The organism is Bordetella ansorpii, assembly GCF_900078315.1.
Taxonomy (GTDB): domain Bacteria; phylum Pseudomonadota; class Gammaproteobacteria; order Burkholderiales; family Burkholderiaceae_B; genus Bordetella; species Bordetella ansorpii.
In genome coordinates, this window is sequence record NZ_FKBS01000029.1 from 83,534 (window position 1) to 102,331 (window position 18,798).

An 18,798-nucleotide genomic window follows, 5' to 3' on the forward strand; every position below is an offset into this window, starting at 1 on the left:
CCGCCCATGTTCTCCGATCCCCTGGCTCCCCTGCTGCTGTTGATCTTCCTGGCCGGCCTGGCGCTGGTCGTCTGGCTGGCCCGCGCCGAGTCGCGCCGCAACCCGCTGCATGCGCGGCTGGGCGCGGCCGATGGCGGCGGCGCCACGTCGCAGACCACCGTATCGATTGCACTGGATGACCGCTCGCCGCTGTCTCCCGTGTTGCAGGCCGCCGCCGCATTCGGCGACAAGCTGGCCGGCACGGCGCAGGACCGCGTCGCCAACGAACGCCTGCTGGCCCAGGCCGGCTGGCGCCGCGCCGAAGCCGTCGGCCTGTTGATGGCCGCCAAATACGGCTGCGGCGTGCTGTTTTGCGGCCTGGCCCTGTGGCTGCTGGCCAGTCCGCAAAGCCGCTTCGGCCTGACGGGGCTGGCCATCGGCCTGATCTCGCTGTTCGCCGGCACGCTGTTGCCCGAACTGCTGGTGAAGACCCGCGCCGCGCGCCGCCACGAGGCGCTGTCGCGCAGCATGCCCGATGCGCTGGACCTGATGGTGATCTGCGCCGAGGCCGGCCTGCCCTTCCCGCGCATCCTGAAGGTCGTCTCGCGCGAACTGGCATTCAGCGCGCCGGCCATGGCCGACGAACTGGCCTACACCAGCGCCGAACTGCAACTGCTGCCCGACCGCGCCGCCGCGCTGCGCCACCTGGCCGAGCGCACCCGCGTGCCGTCCATCGAAAGCATGGTCGGCTCGCTGATCCAGGCCGAACGCTACGGCACGCCGCTGGCGCAGGCGCTGCGCACCATCGCCGAGGAAAGCCGCAGCCGCCTGATCCTGGAACTGGAAGAAAAGGCCGGCAAGCTGCCCGCCCAGCTCAGCGTGCCGCTGATGACCCTGATCCTGCCCCCCGTGGTCGCCATCGTCGCCACGCCCGCGCTGATGCGCGTCATCCGGACCCTGATGCAATGAACACCCGAATCGTTTCCTTCCTGACGCCGCGCCTGGGCAAGAGCCTGGCCGCGTGCCTGATGACGGCCACCCTGACGGCCTGCGGCGGCATCACCATCAAGGCGGATTCCGGCCCCGGCACCGGCACGCGCAACGTGCCCGCCACAGCGACGGGGCAGACGCCCGCGGCACCGCGCGCCGCTGCCGATCCTGCCGAAGTGACGTCCGAGGGCCTGAAACTGGCGCGGCTGTTGCGCGACCAGGGCCGTTTCGAAGCCGCTTCGGGCATCTACGCCCAGTTGGAGCAGCGCGGCAGCCTGAAGCCCCTGCAGATGCTGGAGTACGCCAGCGTGGCGGCGCAGGTGCAGCCGGCGGCGGACAGCCTGGCGCTGTACGGCCGCACCCGGCGCGCCCTCAACGAAACCGGCGCCACCCTGACGCCCGCGGCCACCGCCACGCTGTGCAACGGCCTGGGACGCGCCCGCATGGCGCTGGGCCAGACGGACGCCGCGCTGGCCGACTTCGACTGCACGCTGAAGGCCGACGGCGACAACATCGCGGCGCTGAACGCCAAGGGCGTGCTGCTGGATGCGCGCGGCCAGCACGACGAGGCCCGCAAGCTGCTGGCGCATGCGCTGGAACTGGATCCCGCCGACAACCGCGTGCTGAACAACCTGGCGCTGTCGCACTTGGCCAGCGGCGACGCCGCCCAGGCGGTGCGCCTGCTTTCGCAGACCGAGGCGTCGCGCATGCCCACACTGAAGCTGAACCTGGCGTTCGCCCAGGCCATGCAGGGCGACGAGCAGCGCGCCCGCCAGACGCTGGCCGGCTTCATGGGCGAGGCGCAGGCACAACATGCCTTGGACGCCTTCGCCGAACACCGCCAGCGCATCCGCGGCGGCGCCTCGGTGGCCGAAGAACTGCTGTCGGCCAGCCGCCAGTGGCTGCCCCTGCGCGCCCAGGAAAAGGACAGCCGTGGCTGATCGACGCTCGGGCTCCCGGCGCCGCCAGCGCGGCGCGCTGTCGGTCGAAGCCGCCTATGTACTGCCCGTCATCATCGCGGCGGCGATGATGTTCATGGAGCTGGCCAACATCGGCCTGACCATCAACATGGGCGCGGGCGCGCTGGACCGCGCCATCCAGCAGTTCCGCCAGGACAACCAGACCGGCGGCGGCCTGCAGGGCGTCAGCATGGAATCGCTGCTGCGCGACCGCATGGTGGCGGCCTCGCACAACTACCTGGACGACGACGACATCGCCACGGTGGAAATCGAGCGATACACCTCGCTGGATGCCATGGGCGGCACGGCCTCGGCGAACGAGGCGGAGAACCAGAACCGCACCACCAACCTGCCCGCCTGGCGCATCTCGGTGGACATCCGCAAGAACTTCATCACCCCGCTGCCGCGCCTGCTGGGCGTGGACAGCGGCGCGTTCCGCTACCGCTATGAACAGGTGCTGGCGTATCTGCCGCAGACCAATACGGAGGCGCAGCAATGACCCGCGCCCGTCGCGCGCGCAACGCCGCGCGGCGCCGCCAGCGCGGGGCCTTCGCCGTGGAGGCCGCGCTGGCGCTGCCCATCCTGATCGGCGTGGGCCTGCTGGGCGCGGACATGCAGCGCATCCATACCGAACGTATCCGGCTGGAAAGCACCGCGGGCGTCATGGCTGCGACCCTGGCCGCACAGCGCGAGCTGACGCAGGGCGGCCTGGACGAACTGGCCAAGGTCGCCATGCAGGGCCATGAGAACGACCAGCTGATGTATCTGCTGAGTGTGCGTGTGGACGGCTCGGTGGCCTGGGGACTGGCGCGCGGCGGCGCCGAAGGCCTGTGCGAGGCGCCCGCCACGGGCGGCCGATACTCGGGCACGCTGCCCGACGACAGCCGGCGCGGCGACGACACCGCCGCGCCCTCGATGATCGTGGTGCGCGCGTGCCGCGGCACCGGCAATGTTTCGCTGTTCTCCGGCCTGGTCCTGCCCGACATGCTGCAGACCGACACCCTGTTCCCGGCCTCGAACGCGGCCATCACGCTGGATGAACCGCTGCAGGCCGAGAGCGACGGCAGCGGCCTGGCCCAAACCGACTCACAGTCATGAAGATCCGACGCCCTGAAACCCTGCCTCGCCGCCAGGACGGTGCCGCCGCCATCCTGTTGCTGCTGCTGATCGGCGGCGCGGTGGCACTGGCCGCCTTCGCCTCGGACGGCGTGCGCATGACCGCCGACGCTTCGCAACTGAAGCGCGCCACGGACGCCGCGGCGCTGGCCGCCTCGATGGCGCGCGCCAAGGACCGGCAGGCCGACATCCAGGGGATCGCCGAGCGCTACGTGGCCAGCAACCTGGGCCTGGACGACGAACAGGTCGGCAGCGAGCTGAGCGTGCAGGCGGAAGCCATCACGGTCAACGGCACGGCGGGCGCGCGCGTGACGGCCGCATTCAAGGCCTCGCCCATGCTGGCCAGCTTCACGGAGCAGACGGTGTCGGTGCATTCGGCGGCCATCTCGCGCGACGTCAGCCTGGAGATCGCGCTGACGCTGCCGAACACGCTGGCGGAAGACTCCGCCAACCTGGCCGCGCTGCGCCGGCTGGGCAAGTCGTTCTCGGCCAACATGCTGAACAACACCGACACCACCTGGCTGTCGGTAGTGCCGTACAGCCAGGCCGTGAATGTGTACGACGCTCAGCAAAGCGGCCGGTTGCGTAACTGGGCCACGGCGGGAGCATTGAACCCGGTGGAGTTGACCTCCTTGTTCCGCTCCGGCTACGGCAGTCTGGCGGACCCCCGGATTCCCGACCGGCGCGCCAACCTGCTGTGCATGTACCGTGGCGTGAATCGCGGCCAGAACTACTTCTGGGACCAGGCGCCCTCCAGCGCGTTCAAGGTGTACTACCGCCACGACCTGCCCGAGAACGGCAGTCCTGGCGCGACGCCGATCAGCTGGGTCGGCCCCAATCCCAATTTCGGCCAGGCGACCGGCGTGAACGATACCCGCTGGATGGTCGCCGATCGTGGCTGCCCCAGCGCCGCCCTGCTGCCACTGACCAACGACCAGGGCAAGATCGACCAGCGGCTGGATCAGATGTCCACCCGCTTCAACGTGAACTACGCGATCGCCATGGGCTGGAGCGCGATGTCGCTGGCTCCCTCATTCCGAGGCGCCTCCGGTTGGGCCTTGCCTGACGACTTGCCCAAGGACTTCGACGAGGGCCAGGGCGATCGTGTGAAGGCCATCGTGATGCTGATCAATTCCACCGGCCAGCGCTGGTTCGACTCGGATTCCTACAACGCCGAGGTCGGCAAGCCCACCGACGGCTGCAGCGCCAACACCGGCACCAGCGGCGGCGCCTGCGGCAACGGGGATGCCCTGATCACCGAACGCTTCGCCAACCTGTGCAGCAGCTTCCGGGCACACCGGCTGCGCTTCTTCCTGATCGTGACCGGCAGCGATGAAGCCCAGGACGAAGATGGCCAGATCCGCAGCGCCTCGGACTTCCGCCGCATCGCCGGCCCCGGCCTGACGCTGTGCGCCGAGAAGGGATCGGACATCACGTATCTGACCGGCCGCGATTTCGTGGTCTCGGAAGGCCGCATCCAGGACCGCCTGGACGAGATCGCCGAAGAACTGCGCCAGTTGGCCTCCCTGACCACGCTGATCGAATAAGCCCACCTTGCCTCATTCCCATACGCCTGCCATGACCGCACGCCGCCCCTCCTCGCTACGCCGCCAGGCCCTGGTCCTGGAACCCCGCTTCCTGCTGGACGCGGCCGTCACCGCCACCGTTGCCCAGGTGGTGGACGCCACCGACACCAAGCCTGGCGTATCCGCCGACGGCAACACCGCCAACGTCACCGTCGACGAGCACAGCGCCGCGCAGACGGTCGACCTGTTCAGCGGCGTGGCCGTGCATACCGACACGGGTAACCAGGACGGCTTGAATCAATTGGTCGTGACCCTGGACCGCAGCGGCGCCAACCAGGCGCTGGTGGCCGATGGCAGCGAGATCACGCTGACGGCCGGCGGCGGTACGACGGCCAACAACAATTATGTCTACACCGTGCAGGTGGGTGGAGACGGCAGCACCACGATCACCTTCACCATCGCCTCGTCGGAGACCGGCAACACGCCCCAGGGCGCTGCCGACCTGATCGACAGCATGGCCTACCGCGCGCTGGACAGCACGGTGGAAGGCGGTACGGTCAATGTGCTGCTCAGGAGCCTGAGCGACGATGGCAACGACGTGGCCGACCTGGACATCGGCGCCACGGTGCACATCACCAGCACCATCAACGTGGCGCCCGTGCTGACGGGCGACGGCCATCTGGATGCACGTGACTCGCTGTCCCTGGGCGACCTGGGCAATGCCACCGAGGTGGCCTATTCGAACGATGGCAAATTCGCCTACGTGGCCGGCACGGACGGCATCCAGGTCTACACCGTGGATGCCGAAGGCGCGCTGCATGCCTTGCAGACGTTCAAGCACGACGACCTGAACACCGTGAACCACATGGTGGTCAGCGAGGACGGCAAGTCCCTCTACACGACGTCCAGCAACGACGACAGCTACGTGGTGCACCTGCGCGTGGCCGAGGACGGCACGCTGAGCTATGCCGCCTCGATCGCCTCGCAGAACGGCGTCATCAACGGCGGCATGACCCAGTCGGACGATGGCGCCTATCTGTACGTGGGCACGCAGTGGAACGATGTCGTCATCTACCGCCGCGACGCCTCCACTGGCGACCTGACCGTCATCGGCCGCGCCGTCGGCAACGGCAATGGCCGCAGCGGGGTGATCGCCACATCGGGTGACTACGTGTACATCATGTACCTGGGCAGCCCGCACGCGCTGACCATCTACCAGCGCGGCGAGGATGGCCTCCTGACGGTGCGCGAGAACCTGGCCGTGGCCAATGTGGGCACGGGCTACACGGCCACCGATTACTCGATGGCCGTCAGCGCCGACGGCAAGTACCTGTACATCGGCAACCCGTCGACCGGCGCGATCCATGCCTTCCAGATCCAGGACGGTTCGCTCAACCTGATCGGCTCGCAGACGCCTGGCAGCCTGCGCAACGTGGCGCTGAGCCCGGACAGCACCCTGCTGTACGCCAGCACCGCCAACGGCTCGGTCAATGTGTACGCCATCGGCGCCAACGGCGCGCTGAACCTGCTGACGACGCTGGCCGGCAGCGGTAGTGGCAACGGCATCGCGGTCTCGCATGATGGCCTGTCGCTGCTGGTGGCGGGCGGCGGCGTCGCGCGCTACAGCAGCGTACAAGGCCTGCAGGCCGGCGCCGAACTGCCCTTCGCCGACGGCCTGACGCTGTCGGACAGCAACTACGACGTGCTGAACGGCGGCGCGGGCGACTACAACGGCGCCAGTATCACCATCACCGCCAGCGTGGACAGCGGCAGCTTCGGGTTCGCCGAGGGCAACGGCCTGAGCCTGTCGGGCAACAACATCATGCTGGCCGGTTCGGCCATCGCCACCTACGCCCGCAACGGCGATACGCTGACCATCACCTTCACCTCGGCCACCACCAAGGCGGTAGCCAACCAGGTGCTGCACCAGGTCACCTACAGCCATGCCGCGGCCACGCGCAGCGGCCTGATCATGCTGACCGTGCGCAGCGGCGACGGCGCGCTGGACAGCAACGCCATGGCCGTGGCCCTGTTGCTGAACGCCGCGCCGCAGGCCGATACCGGATACACGCTGGACGAGGCCACCACCGAGACCGCCTACAGCGTCACCCTGCCCGCCAGCCTGTATACCGACGCCGATGGCGATGCGATGAGCTGGGCCGTGTCGGGCCTGCCGGACGGATTGACCTTCGACCCCGCCACCCGCACCATTTCGGGCACCGTCACCGTGCCTGGCACATACGCCGTGACGATCACCGCCACGGACATCTATGGCGCCACCACCTCCGTGACCCTGGACCTGGACGTGGCGCAGATCGCCAACCGCGCGCCGCAGGTCAGCGACAGCGCGCCCACGTCGCTGCCGCTGGCAGGCGTGAATACGGCCGGCTACAGCGTGACGCTGGACGCGGACATGTTCCGCGATCCCGACAGCCTCTACAGCGGCAGCACCCTGACCTGGAGCACATCTACGCTGCCGGCGGGCCTGGCCTTCGACGCCGCGACGCACACCCTGAGCGGCACGCCGACCACGATGGGCGACTACAGCATCACCATCACGGTCACCGACGAGCATGGCCTGACGGCGCAGCACACGGTGGACCTGCGCGTGGTGACACCGGCCGAGGCCGATAACGCGCCGCCCGCGCTGAGCGCCGACGGCAGCCTGCTGACCTATACCGCCGAGGGTGGCCTGAGCGGCTTCAGCAACGCCGTCTACAGCCTGACGCTCTCGCAGGGCGACACCATCCTGACCGTGGTGAGCAATCCCAACCTGGGGCACGCCATCACGCCAGGCGGAAACAGCGTCCTGAGCATCTACCAGCGCGACACCGCCACGGGCAAGCTGACCCTGCTGCAGCAGTTCGTCCAAGGCGCCGCGGACGACGGCAATGCGGCCAACGGCATCGAGGTGAACGGCCTGATCGGCGGAACCTACGCGACCTACTCCGCCGACGGCGCGCACATGTACCTGGTCGGACAGAACACGGCGGGCAGCTATGTCCTCACCGTGTTCGACGTGAATGCCGACGGCACCCTGGCCGCCACGCAGGACAGCACCGTGGTCGGCACCGAACAGCCCAAGCAGATCGTGCTGTCGGACGACGGCAAGACCCTGTACGCAATCTCCAGGAACAACCTGTACGCCTTCACTCTGGGCGCCGACGGCGTGCCCGTGCTGGCCAGTACGCACGCGGATGGCTTCGGCACCACCAACGGCGCCACGGCACTGGCCGTGGACAGCCACGGCACCGTGTACGTGGTGGGCGATTCGCGCATGACGATCTATACCGCTGGCGACAACGGCAGCCTGACCCTCGTCAACACCTGGAGCGGCCTGGGCCTGTCGAACTTCTCGCGCAGCATCGCCATCTCGGATGCGGGCTACCTCTATGTGTCCACCGGTTCTCCGGGCAGCATCCTCACCCTGCAGTACGACCACGACGCCAAGACGCTGACCCAGATCGCCTCGCTGTCGGCCAGCCAGACCTGGGGCCTGGCCCTGTCCGCGGACGGCGGCACCCTGTACGCGGGCAACAACACCGGCAATCTGCAGATCTACGACATCGGCGACGACGGCAAACCGGTGCTGGTGAAGACCCTGACCGGCATCGGCGGCCGAGCCTACCGCATCGTGATATCCGCGGACGGCACGTCAATCTATGGCGGCGGCTATTTCACCGCCGGCGGCCTGGGCGTGGTCCGCGTCACGCCAGACGTGACGCTGGCCTATACCGAGAACGGCACGCTGAAGCCGGCCTCCGGCCTGCACCTGGCCGATGCCGAGTACGACGCCCTGAACGGCGGCGCGGGCGACTACAACGGTGCAGTCATCACGGTGTCCCGGCCCACGGGCGCCGATGCCGAGGACACGTTCGGCCTGGCCGAAGGCAACGGCCTGACGCTGCAGGACGGCGTGATCTCCCTCGATGGCCGTGCCATCGCCACGCTGACCAGCGAAGGCGGCCTGCTGACCATTGCCTTCACGGCGCAGACCAGCACGGCCACGGCCAATCACGTGCTGCAACAGATCACCTACACGAACACCAGCAACGTCCCACCCGCCAGCATCGCGCTGTGCATCGGCGTCACGGACACCTACATCACCACCGACTTCACGGTGACGCTGGCCGTGACGGCCGTCAACGACGCCCCCGTGGCCTCCGCCACGCCCGCCGAGCCCACCCAGGGGCTGGGCGGCACGGCGGTGGAGCTATTCGCCGATGTCGCGATCTCCACCGTCGAGCCGGACCAGGCCATCACGTCGCTGACGCTGACGGTGGGCGGCCTGCGCGATGGCGCGGCGGAGACGCTGCGCATCGATGGCGAGGCCATCGCCCTGGTGGCCGGCAACGGCGTCACCACGGCCAACGGCTACAGCTACACCATCACCTTGGCTGACGGCACGGCCACGGTGACCGTGACCCGCGCGGACGGGATGAGCCCCGACGCCGCCGCGGCATTGGTCCAAGGACTGGCCTACGCCAACGCCTCCCAGAACGGCACGGCGGGCGAGCGCACCGTGACCTTGAGCGCCGTGCGCGACAGTGGCGGCACGGCCAACGGCGGCGCCGATACCGCGTCGCCGGCCATCACGGCCACCATACATGTGCAAGCCCAGGCGCCCAGCCTGGGCGCCGACACGGGCTCCATCGTCTACGACGACCTGCTCTCACCCCAGGACGAGAACTACAACGGCCTGTTCGATGGCATCCAGAGCACCGTCGCCTCGGGCGATCTCGTCTACGTCGTGCGGACCACGACACAGTGGGACAGCGAGACGTTCAGCGAGATCGAAATCAGCAGCCTGCATGTGTTGCAGCGCGCCGAGGACGGCACGCTGGGCATTGTGCAGACCCTGGACAGCAAGACGCTGGCCGCGTTGGGCGGCGCCACGGAAGTGCGCCTGTCGGCCGACGGCGCCACCGTTTACGTGCTGAGCAACCAGGGCGTTGCCCTGTTCATCCGCGACGCCTCCAGCGGCGAACTGAGCGCGTCCGGCAGCATCGGCGGCGAACTGATCGAATCCCAAGGCCTGATCCGCGACGTTGTGGCAGGCGCCGACGGCCATGTCTACGTCACCGCGGGCAACAGCCTGCTGATGTACACCCGCGGCCAGGACGGCGCCTGGGCCCTGGCCCAGACGCTGGCCGACACGGAAGACGCCAGCCTGCCGCTGGACAATGCCGGCGCGATGACGCTGTCAGCCGACGGCCACTACCTGTTCGTGGCGACCACGGGCACCAGCACGCTGGCCAGCGTCTTCCGCGTGGCTGAAGACGGCACGCTGAGCTTCGTGATGGCCGCGCAAGGCCAGGCGCCGGTCGAAGATCAGCTGTACTACACGTCTTCACTGACCCTGTCGCCGGACGGCAAGACGCTGTATGCCATCGACTTCGACGGCACGGACCGCGTGCTGCACACGCTGTCGGTGGGCGCGGACGGCGCGTTGGCTGCCGTGGCGGGCACCGCGCTCAGCGGAACCGCCGACAACCTGCTCGTGTCGCCGGACGGCAAGCTGCTGTTCGTGATGGGTGCGGACGGGATCGCGTTGTACGCGCTGGGCGCGGATGGTCAGCCGACGCTGGCCGGCACGCTGTCCAGCCTGGGCGGCAACACCATCCAGGAACTGCGCGGCGCCAGCCTCGGCGCGGACGGCAGGCAGCTGTATCTAGCCGGAAGATTCAGCTGGACCGAAGGCCTGATGGTCGTGGACCTGGCGCCGGCATCGTCCACCTATACCGAAGGCGGCGACGCCGTAGTGCTGCTGCCCGGTGGCACGCTGGCCGACCCGCAACTGGACGCCAGCAACGGCGGCGCAGGCGATTACCAGGGCGCAAGCATCGTCGTGGAGCGCGACGGCGGCGCCCAGGCGATGGACCAGTTCGGCTTCCTGGCAGGCGACGACTTCACGCTGGACGCCGAGAACGGCCTGATCCTGCGCGACGGCACGGCCATCGCCAGCTTCTCGCAGACCGATGGCAAGCTGACCGTAACCTTCACCGCCAGCGTCAGCAAGGCCGAAGCGCAACAGGTATTGCGCCGCATCGCCTACCTGAACACCAGCGCCGATCCCACCCTCGACGGCGACCAGGCGCGTTTCGTGATGACGCTGAACGATGGCGACGGCAACAGCGACAGCATGACCGCGGACGTGACGCTGATCGGCGTGAACGACCCGCCCGTCATCGACACCACGCCGCTGTCGCCCACCTACCCCGCCGAAGGCGAGCCGGTGAAGCTGTTCGACGGCACCACCATCGACACGGTGGAGGCCGACCAGGCCATCTGGCAGGTGATCGTGACGGTCAGCCCGGCCAGCGGGCAGGACGTGCTGGGCGCGGACGGCGGGCGCATTTCGCTGAGCACGGCCACCAGCGGCGTGCAGTCCACCGGCACGGGCCTGCAATACATGGTGCGGATCGACGGCGATACGGTCACCGTGACGCTGTACCTGAGCAACACGCCCGAACGGGCCGCGCAGGTGATCGACAGCCTGACCTACTCGCACAACGGCACGGCCACGACCGGCGACGTGACCATCGGCGTGAACGTGCGCGAGAATGACGGCGGCGACGATCTGTCCACCTACACGGGCACGGCCATCGTCCACCTGGCGCCGGCCGCCGAGGCCAACACCGCCCCCCACCTGGGCGGCGGCACGGACGTCGGCTACGCCGAGCAGGCCGACGCGATCCTCATCGCCCCGGGCGCATCGGTGTCCGATGCCCAGATGGACGCCTTCAACGGCGGCCTGGGCAACTATCACGGCAGCGTTCTGACGGTGGCGCTGGGCGCCGGCGCCAGCTCGGCGGACAGCCTGGGCTTCCTTGACGGCAATGGCCTGACGCGCAGCGGCAACGACCTGGTGAAGGACGGCAAGGTGATCGGCGCCTTCGCCATCGCCAACGGCACCTTGACGCTGACCTTCACCGACGCCAACGGCGCCATCCCCACCAAGGCTGACGTCCAGAACGCGCTGCGGCAGATCACGTATGCCAACGGCAGCGACGCCCCGGTGGCCAGCGTGGCCGTCAGCGTGACGCTGGCCGACCAGCGCGGCCTGGTGTCGGCTGCGATGACCTTCGACATCGGCATCACCGCCGTCAACGACCTGCCCGTGATCGTGGCGGACCCGGTGCTGTCGCTGGGCGAACTGTCCCACCTGCAACAGCTGGCCGGCGTCGCGGGGCTGGGAACACTGACGTCCAGCATTGCTTCCGCCGATGGCGGGCATGTGTACGTGGCCGACGACAGCGGCGCCATCGCGCTGTTCAGCCATGATGCCAACACTGGTCAACTGACCCTGGTGCGGGTCTTCGCCGCGGGCAACGGCCTGGACGGCGTGAAGGAACTGAGCCTGTCGGCCGACGGCCAGAGCCTGTATGCGCTGCGCAAGGACGGCAACCAGATCGCCTGGTTCGGCGTGGCCGCGGACGGCGCGCTGACCTACGGCGGCGCCATCAGCAGCGTGTACGAAGTGGACGGCAGCGCGATGTTCGATCTGCGCGACCTCACCGTGTCGGCGGACGGCAAGAACCTGTATGTGCTCAACGCCTACACGGTGCTGACCTTGGCCCGTGACACCAACACCGGCGCGCTGAGCTACGCCGGCGCGATGGACAGCGGCCTGTGGAGCCCGCCATACCTGTGGTCGCCCACCGCCATCACCGAGCAGGGCAATCTGGTCTTCGTGGCAACCGCGTCGTCCAACGCCGCGCTGATCGTCTACCAGCGCGACGACAGCGGCACGCTGACGCTGCTGGGCTGGGCGGCCAACAACCAGCCCGACGCTGCGGGCGAAACGGTGTCGCTGAGCGACCTGCAGCACATCGTCGTCAGCGAGGATGGCCGCACGGTCTTCGTGGCCAGCGGCTCGCAGATCGACGCCTTCCGCCTGGATACCGCCACGGGCGCCCTGACGCACGCGGGCGTGTTCGCCAGCGGCCTGGACATCCAGGACATCGCCCTGACCGCAGACGGCCGCGCGTTGTTCGCCACGCTGGCCGACGGCAAGATGAACTACTACGCCACGACCAACGGCGCGCTGGTGGCATCGCAGGACGGCATGGCCGGCGCGGGCCACATCGTGCTGCTGCCCGATGGCGGCGTGATCGTGCTGGGCGAGGCCATCGAGGTGCTGGATGCTGCGCCGGCAGGCAGGCCGGTCAGCGAACTGGGCGGCGATCCCGTCGTGCTGGCGCCCACGCTGAAGATCAGCGATGCCGAACGGGATGCCGCCGCCGACGGCGCGGGCAACTACCAGGGCGCCAGCATCGTGTTCGAAGGCCAGGCGGGCGACCGCTTCAGCCTGCTGGCGGGTGACGGCTATACCCTGTCGTCGGACGGCACCACCGTGCTGCTGGACGGCAATGCCATCGCCACGCTGCAACAGAACGGCACGCAGGCTACCTTGCGCTTCACGGCCGCCGCGACCAGCGCGCAGGCCAATGCGCTGTTGCACCGCATCGGCTACGCCGCGGGCGGCGACTCGGGTGGCACCCGCACCGTCACGTTGCGCCTGAACGACGGCGAGGCCGACAGCGCCGCCTATGCGGTGCAGATCGACGCCGTCGCGCCCAACCATGCCCCGCAACCTGGCGACACCCCCTATACCCCCGACGAAGCACTCCAGGGCCGCGACTACACACTGACGCTGCCCGAATCGCTGTTCAGCGACGAAGACGGGGATACGCTGGCGTGGACCGTGGACGGCCTGCCGGGCGGCCTGTCGTTCGATGCCGACACGCGCACCCTCACGGGCAGCGCCCTGGCGGCCGGCAGCTACACGCTGACCGTGACCGTGACGGACCCCAGCGGCGCCACGGCGTCGCGCACGCTGACGCTGGTCGTGGCCGAACCGCCGAACACCGAACCCGTCGACAGCGGCATCGACCTGACGCCTGGCCAGGCCCAGGCCGGCAGCGATTACCGCTACGTCCTGCCGGAAGGCCTGTTCACCGACGCCGACGGCGATGCCCTGGCTTGGACCGTGGACGGCCTGCCGCAAGGGCTGGGCTTCGACGCGGACACGCGCACCATCCAGGGCGTGGCCGCTTCGGCCGGCACGTACACCCTGACGATCCGGGCGACCGATCCTTCTGGCGCCGCCGTCTCGCGTACGCTGGTGCTGGAAGTCGTGGCGCAAAGCGTGGAGCCCAATCCGGATCCCGGCACCGATCCTGGCACGGATCCTGGCACGAACCCGGGAACCGATCCGCAGCCCGTGGATCCCGAACCGCAGCCCTCCGACGCACCTGCGCCGCAGCCGTTGATGCAGCCTCCGGCCTACCCGCACGACACGACCCGCCGCGATGCCGAACAGGAACGCGGATGGCGTGACAGCGTCGCCCGCCCAGCGGGCGCCGTGCCGACGCCCGCCGTCGGCTTCACCCCGCTGGGCGCAGGCGGCGACGCGGCGGAACCTGCCGCTGCCGGCTCGTCGGCCATCCTGGACGACCTGCTGGCCGATTCGCTGCAACGCGACGACCGCTGGACCCGCGGCCTGGACGCCATGCGCACCGTCGACGGCAAGACCACGACCCTGATCGCGTTGGCCGGTCCCGGCGCCGCGCCGCTGGCAGGCCCCGACCGCCCCGTGGCAGGCGCGTGGCATTACGACCGGGACGGCAACCGTCAGGTGTTCACGCTGCCCGCCGGCCTGGTGCGCAGCAACAGCCCGATCGCATCGATTGCCCTGCGCATGGCCGACGGCAGCGCATTGCCCGCCGGCGTGCGCCTGGATACCACCCGTGGCGTGATCGTCGCGCCGGGCATCACCGGCGCTGGCGACTTGTCGCTGCAACTGGTGGTGCGCACCGTGGACGGCAAGCAGATCTCCGTGCCCATCGTCATCTCGGCCGAGCGCCACGGCCTGGCGGCGCCGATCGCCCCGCTGGCTGCGCACGCCATCCAGGCGGATGGCGATGACCTGATCGCCGACCACAAGCCCGCCCTGAGTCTGCAACTGCGCCAGAGCGCCGCCCAGGACATCCTTTCCCAAGCCCGCCAGTTGTTGGCCGCCCTGGGCGACGACCCCGCGCCGGCCATCGCCGCACCCGTATCCGAATTGTCCGCCGGCGTCCGCCAGGCCCCCTCTATCACCGTAGAAAGCTGATCATCGACATGACCTCACTCGATCATTCCGAGATGCCCTCCAAGCGCCGCAGCGCGCGCTTCGCCCTGACCGTGCTGGCCGCCGCCGTCCTGGCCGGTTGCAGCGTCGCCCCGCCCGAGACGCTCAGCACGCAGGACCTGCTGCAGCTGGACCGCAGCGACCGCGGCGCCATGTTCGCCGCGCAGGAACCCGTGACCGCGCCGATCACGCTGGACGAGGCCATCGCCCGCGCCGTCAAGTACAACCTGCAGCAGCGCCTGGCGCTGATGGAGCGCGCGCTGGAAGACAACCTGGTCGACGTGCAGAAGCAAGGCATGCTGCCCAAGCTGACTGCCCGCGCCGGCCTGCGCACCCGTAGCAACGACTACGGCTCGTCCAGCGAATCGCTGAGCACCGGCACGCAGTCGCTGGTGCCCTCGACCAGCCAGGAGCGCCACGGCGAAAGCGCCGACCTGCAACTGAGCTGGAACGTGCTGGACTTCGGCCTGAGCTATTTCGGCGCCAAGGCGCAGGGCAACAAGGCGCTGGCCGCCGAGGAGCGCCGCCGCCGCGTGGTCGCCGACATCATCCGCCAGACCCGCACCGCCTACTGGAACGCCGTGACGGCCGAGCGCCTGAAGGGCCAGGTGAGTTCGACGCTGGCCGAGGCGCGACAGACGCTGGACTACGCCCGCCAGACCGAGCAGAAGCGCCTGGTGGCTCCCATCGTGGCGCTGCGCTATCAGCGCGACCTGCTGAACATGGTGCGCCAGACCGAAGCGCTGGACAACGATCTGGCCCAGGCCCGCGCGAAGCTGGCCGCCCTGATGAACCTGCCGCCCGCCACCGAGTTCACGCTGGCCGCGCCGGAGGCCGCACAGCAGGACGCGCCGCGCCTGGCCTACGAACTGAACGACCTGGAGGCGCTGGCCATGGTGCACCGCCCCGAGCTGCGCGAGGAAAGCTACCTGGCCCGCAACGCCGTGCTGGAAACCCGCATGTCGCTGCTGCGCCTGTTCCCGAACGCCTCGCTGTTCGGCGGCCTGAACTACGACAGCAACAAGTATCTGGTGAACAACAACTGGGCCGATGCCGGCGTGCAGGTCAGCTGGAATCTGCTGGGCCTGCTGTCGCTGCCATCCATCAACCGGGCCGGCGAAGCGCGCGAGGATGTCGCCCAGTTGCGCCGCCAGGCCCTGCGCATGAGCGTGCTGAGCCAGGTGCACATCGCCTGGCTGGAGCGCCAGCGCGCCGAGGCTGCCTTCCAGCGCGCCAACGAGCTGTCGCGCCTGCAGGACGCCATCCAGGTGCAGACCGAGAACGCGGCGCGCAGCAACGCCGAGACGCACCTGGAACTGGTGCGCGCCAAGGTCGAGACCCTGCTGGCCACGCGTGCGCGTGACCTGAGCTACGCAGAACTGGTCAATGCGCAGAACACCGTCTACCAGGCCGCCGGCATCGATCCCCTGCCCGAGCGCATCACCGGCGACACGCTGGCCAGCCTGGCGCGCGACATCGCCGAGACCAACCGCAGGATCGAACGCGGCCACATCGACGTGCCGCGCCTGCAGGCCGACGCGAACGCCGCCACCCTGAAGGCCGCCTCGGCCGCCACAGAGCCGGTGACCGTCGCCGTGGCCGAGCCCGCGCCCAAGCCCCGTGCCGCTGCGTTGCGCACGGTGACGGGCTCGCCGTGGAGCAGCCTGGGCTCGCTGTCGGGCGCCGGACAGCCTGTCATCCCGGCAGCCGTCAGCGCCAACGCCGTGCCGGCTGGCGCGGTGCAGACGCAACCCGTCGATGTACGTTGAGGCCCGGACGATGCCTTTACGCACTACCCGCCGGACGCGGCCCGGCACGCCGCGCGCCAGCCTGGCATGGGCGGCGCTGGCCTGCATGGTGTCGAACGCGCCGGTCCAGGCCCAGACGGCCGGCGTCCCGCCCACCGCGGCGGGCACGCCCCCGGCGTACGAATCCACCGCCCTGGCGCCGCTATCTGCCATGTCGGACAGCGGCGGCGCCCGCGCCCAGTTGGTCGCCAGCCAACGCGCCCTGTTGTCGAGCGAACTGGCTGGCAAGATCGCCAGCGTGCCGTTCCGCGATGGCCAGTCCTTCAAGAAGGGCGACGTGCTGATCGCCTACGACTGCGCGCTGAACCGCGCGCGGCTGGAGCGCGCCGTGCAGGCCGAAGGCGCGGCGCACAAGAAACTGGCGGTGGCCGAACAGCTGGACAAGCTGTCGTCCATCAGCCGCGCCGACGTCGACCAGGCCCGCGCAGGCGTCGCCGTCTCGCGCGCCGAGACCGGCGTGGAACGCGTCATGGTCAACCGCTGCACCGTCACCGCACCCTATGCGGGCCGCGTCGGCGAGGCCTTCGTCCGCCCGCTGGAAAGCGTGGCCGAGGGCAAGGAGCTGCTGAGCATCTACGACGACAGCGCCTTCGAGCTGGAGACCATCGTGCCCTCGCGCTGGCTGGCCTGGCTCAAGACCGGCTATCCGATGCACATCACGGTGGACGAAACGGGCCGCACCTACCAGGCCGTGGTGGCGCGCATCGCCGGCACGGTCGATCCGGTCAGCCAGTCGGTGAAAGTGGTTGGCCGCCTGGACGGCAAGACCGCCAGCGACCTGCTGCCCGGCATGAGCGGCAACGTGCGCATCGATCCGCCGAAGCCTTGAATCACCCTTCGAATCCCGGCGCCGGTCCCCGGCCCGATAGGCAAGCATGAGCAATACCCCGCGCGAAACCCTGCTGGCCACGCTGTTGCAGCTGGAACAGCGCGCACGCGCCTGCGCCACCACGCAGGACCTGGCGTTTCTGATGGTCAATGACACGCACGCCCTGGCGCCCTATCGCCAGGCGGCGCTGTGGCGGGCGGGCGATGGCGGGAATGGCGTGATCGAAGCCCTGTCCGGCCTGGCCGTACCCGAGCGCAACGCGCCGTTCAATGTCTGGCTGGCCGCACTGCTGGCGCGCCGCATGGCCACGGCCGGGGACGTTCAGGCCGGCCCGCTGCAGCCCGCCGCGGACGAGCACGCCATGTGGTCGGAACACCTGCCGACGCACGCCTGGCTGCTGCCCCTGGCGCTGGACGAAACGGCCAAGCCTTCCGCCGCCCTGCTGCTGGTGCGCGATGCGCCCTGGCACCCCCGCGAAACGACCGTGCTGTCGGTGCTGGCCGATGCCTACGCGCATGCCTGGCGGGCTTTGCGGCCCGCCGCGGCGCGTCCGCACGGCCCCGGCAGTTGGTGGGCGCAACTTCGCCACGGCAAGCGCCGCGCGCGCTGGTGGCTGGGGCTGGGTGTGGCGGCGGTGTTGCTGCTGCTGGTCCCGGTACGCCAGTCGGTGCTGGCGCCCGCCGAGATCGTGGCGCGCGCGCCCATGGCGGTACGAGCCCCGCTGCAAGGCGTGGTGGACCAGATCGCCGTCGCGCCCAACCAGATCGTGCGGAAGGGCCAGTTGCTGGCCGCGCTGGACGCCCGCGAACTGACGGGCAAGCTGGAAACCGCACGCCAGTCGCTGGCCGTGGCCGACGCCGAACTGCGCCAGACCCAGCAGCAGGCGCTGTACGACGAACGCAGCAAGGCGGCGCTGGCCTTGGCCCTGGGCAAGCGCGGCCAGGCCGCCAGCGACGTCGACTACTTCGAGCAGGCCCTGGCCCGCACGCAGCTGCGCGCCGAACGCGACGGCATCGCGCTGTTCGACGACCCCGCCGATTGGGTCGGCAAGCCCGTGGCGTTGGGCGAACGCATCATGCTGGTGGCCGATCCCAAGGACGCGGAGCTGGAAATCCAGTTGCCCGTGGCCGATGCCATCGATCTGCCTGACCAGGCCGACGTGCGCCTGTTCCTGAACGCCGCGCCGGCCTCGCCGCTGGCGGCGACGCTGCTGCGCGTGGGCTACCGCGCCAGCCCTGCTTCAGACGGCACGCTGGCCTATCGCGTGCGCGCCCGGCTGGACGGCGCGCAGGAACAGGACCCGGCGCCGCGCATCGGACTGAAGGGCACGGCCAAGCTGTACGGCCAGCGCACGCCTCTGTTCGCCTATCTGCTGCGCCGTCCGCTGGCCAGCCTGCGTGTGTGGCTGGGCGTATGACGGCGTCCTTCCCGGCGATGCCGGCCTCGGAAGGAACGG

Annotated in this window: 9 protein-coding genes; all 9 read left to right on the forward strand. The window is 69.6% G+C overall.

The window, feature by feature from the left end:
* The first annotated feature begins 6 nt into the window (after positions 1–6).
* From A7W11_RS22285 to A7W11_RS22325, 9 genes are read left to right on the forward strand one after another with little or no spacing between them, the layout of a single operon-like run.
* Positions 7–948 (forward strand): type II secretion system F family protein, encoded by a 942-nt coding sequence (locus tag A7W11_RS22285; protein ID WP_066419549.1) that lies wholly within the window; start codon positions 7–9, stop codon positions 946–948.
* Entirely contained in the window at positions 945–1,910 is a 966-nt protein-coding gene (locus A7W11_RS22290) for a tetratricopeptide repeat protein (protein WP_066419552.1), read from the forward strand. Before A7W11_RS22285 ends, A7W11_RS22290 begins: the two co-directional genes overlap by 4 nt.
* A complete protein-coding gene (locus A7W11_RS22295) occupies positions 1,903–2,427 on the forward strand; it encodes a hypothetical protein (RefSeq protein WP_066419554.1) in 525 nt (174 codons plus the stop codon). Before A7W11_RS22290 ends, A7W11_RS22295 begins: the two co-directional genes overlap by 8 nt.
* Positions 2,424–3,026: a hypothetical protein gene (locus A7W11_RS22300; protein WP_066419555.1), complete on the forward strand. Its 603-nt coding sequence runs from the start codon at positions 2,424–2,426 to the stop codon at positions 3,024–3,026. Before A7W11_RS22295 ends, A7W11_RS22300 begins: the two co-directional genes overlap by 4 nt.
* Positions 3,023–4,591: a hypothetical protein gene (locus A7W11_RS22305; protein WP_066419557.1), complete on the forward strand. Its 1,569-nt coding sequence runs from the start codon at positions 3,023–3,025 to the stop codon at positions 4,589–4,591. Before A7W11_RS22300 ends, A7W11_RS22305 begins: the two co-directional genes overlap by 4 nt.
* A gap of 31 nt (positions 4,592–4,622) precedes the next feature.
* Positions 4,623–14,687 (forward strand): putative Ig domain-containing protein, encoded by a 10,065-nt coding sequence (locus A7W11_RS22310; RefSeq protein ID WP_066419562.1) that lies wholly within the window; start codon positions 4,623–4,625, stop codon positions 14,685–14,687.
* An 8-nt stretch (positions 14,688–14,695) separates the two neighbouring features.
* On the forward strand, positions 14,696–16,474 hold the full coding sequence (locus A7W11_RS22315; protein ID WP_235816948.1) for a TolC family protein: 1,779 nt from the start codon (positions 14,696–14,698) through the stop codon (positions 16,472–16,474).
* Positions 16,475–16,484: 10 nt separating this feature from the next.
* Complete coding sequence (locus A7W11_RS22320) at positions 16,485–17,342, forward strand: efflux RND transporter periplasmic adaptor subunit (RefSeq protein WP_162270302.1); 858 nt, start codon at positions 16,485–16,487, stop codon at positions 17,340–17,342.
* 46 nt (positions 17,343–17,388) lie between these two features.
* Entirely contained in the window at positions 17,389–18,759 is a 1,371-nt protein-coding gene (locus A7W11_RS22325) for an efflux RND transporter periplasmic adaptor subunit (protein WP_066419564.1), read from the forward strand.
* Positions 18,760–18,798 lie beyond the last annotated feature (39 nt).

Bases quoted from the DNA above. Each gene is read 5' to 3' on its own strand.
- A7W11_RS22310 (WP_066419562.1), top strand. From the start codon at position 4,623: ATGACCGCACGCCGCCCCTCCTCGCTACGCCGCCAGGCCCTGGTCCTG.
- A7W11_RS22290 (WP_066419552.1), top strand. From the start codon at position 945: ATGAACACCCGAATCGTTTCCTTCCTGACGCCGCGCCTGGGCAAGAGC.
- A7W11_RS22285 (WP_066419549.1), top strand. From the start codon at position 7: ATGTTCTCCGATCCCCTGGCTCCCCTGCTGCTGTTGATCTTCCTGGCC.
- A7W11_RS22325 (WP_066419564.1), top strand. From the start codon at position 17,389: ATGAGCAATACCCCGCGCGAAACCCTGCTGGCCACGCTGTTGCAGCTG.
- A7W11_RS22320 (WP_162270302.1), top strand. From the start codon at position 16,485: ATGCCTTTACGCACTACCCGCCGGACGCGGCCCGGCACGCCGCGCGCC.
- A7W11_RS22315 (WP_235816948.1), top strand. From the start codon at position 14,696: ATGACCTCACTCGATCATTCCGAGATGCCCTCCAAGCGCCGCAGCGCG.
- A7W11_RS22300 (WP_066419555.1), top strand. From the start codon at position 2,424: ATGACCCGCGCCCGTCGCGCGCGCAACGCCGCGCGGCGCCGCCAGCGC.
- A7W11_RS22305 (WP_066419557.1), top strand. From the start codon at position 3,023: ATGAAGATCCGACGCCCTGAAACCCTGCCTCGCCGCCAGGACGGTGCC.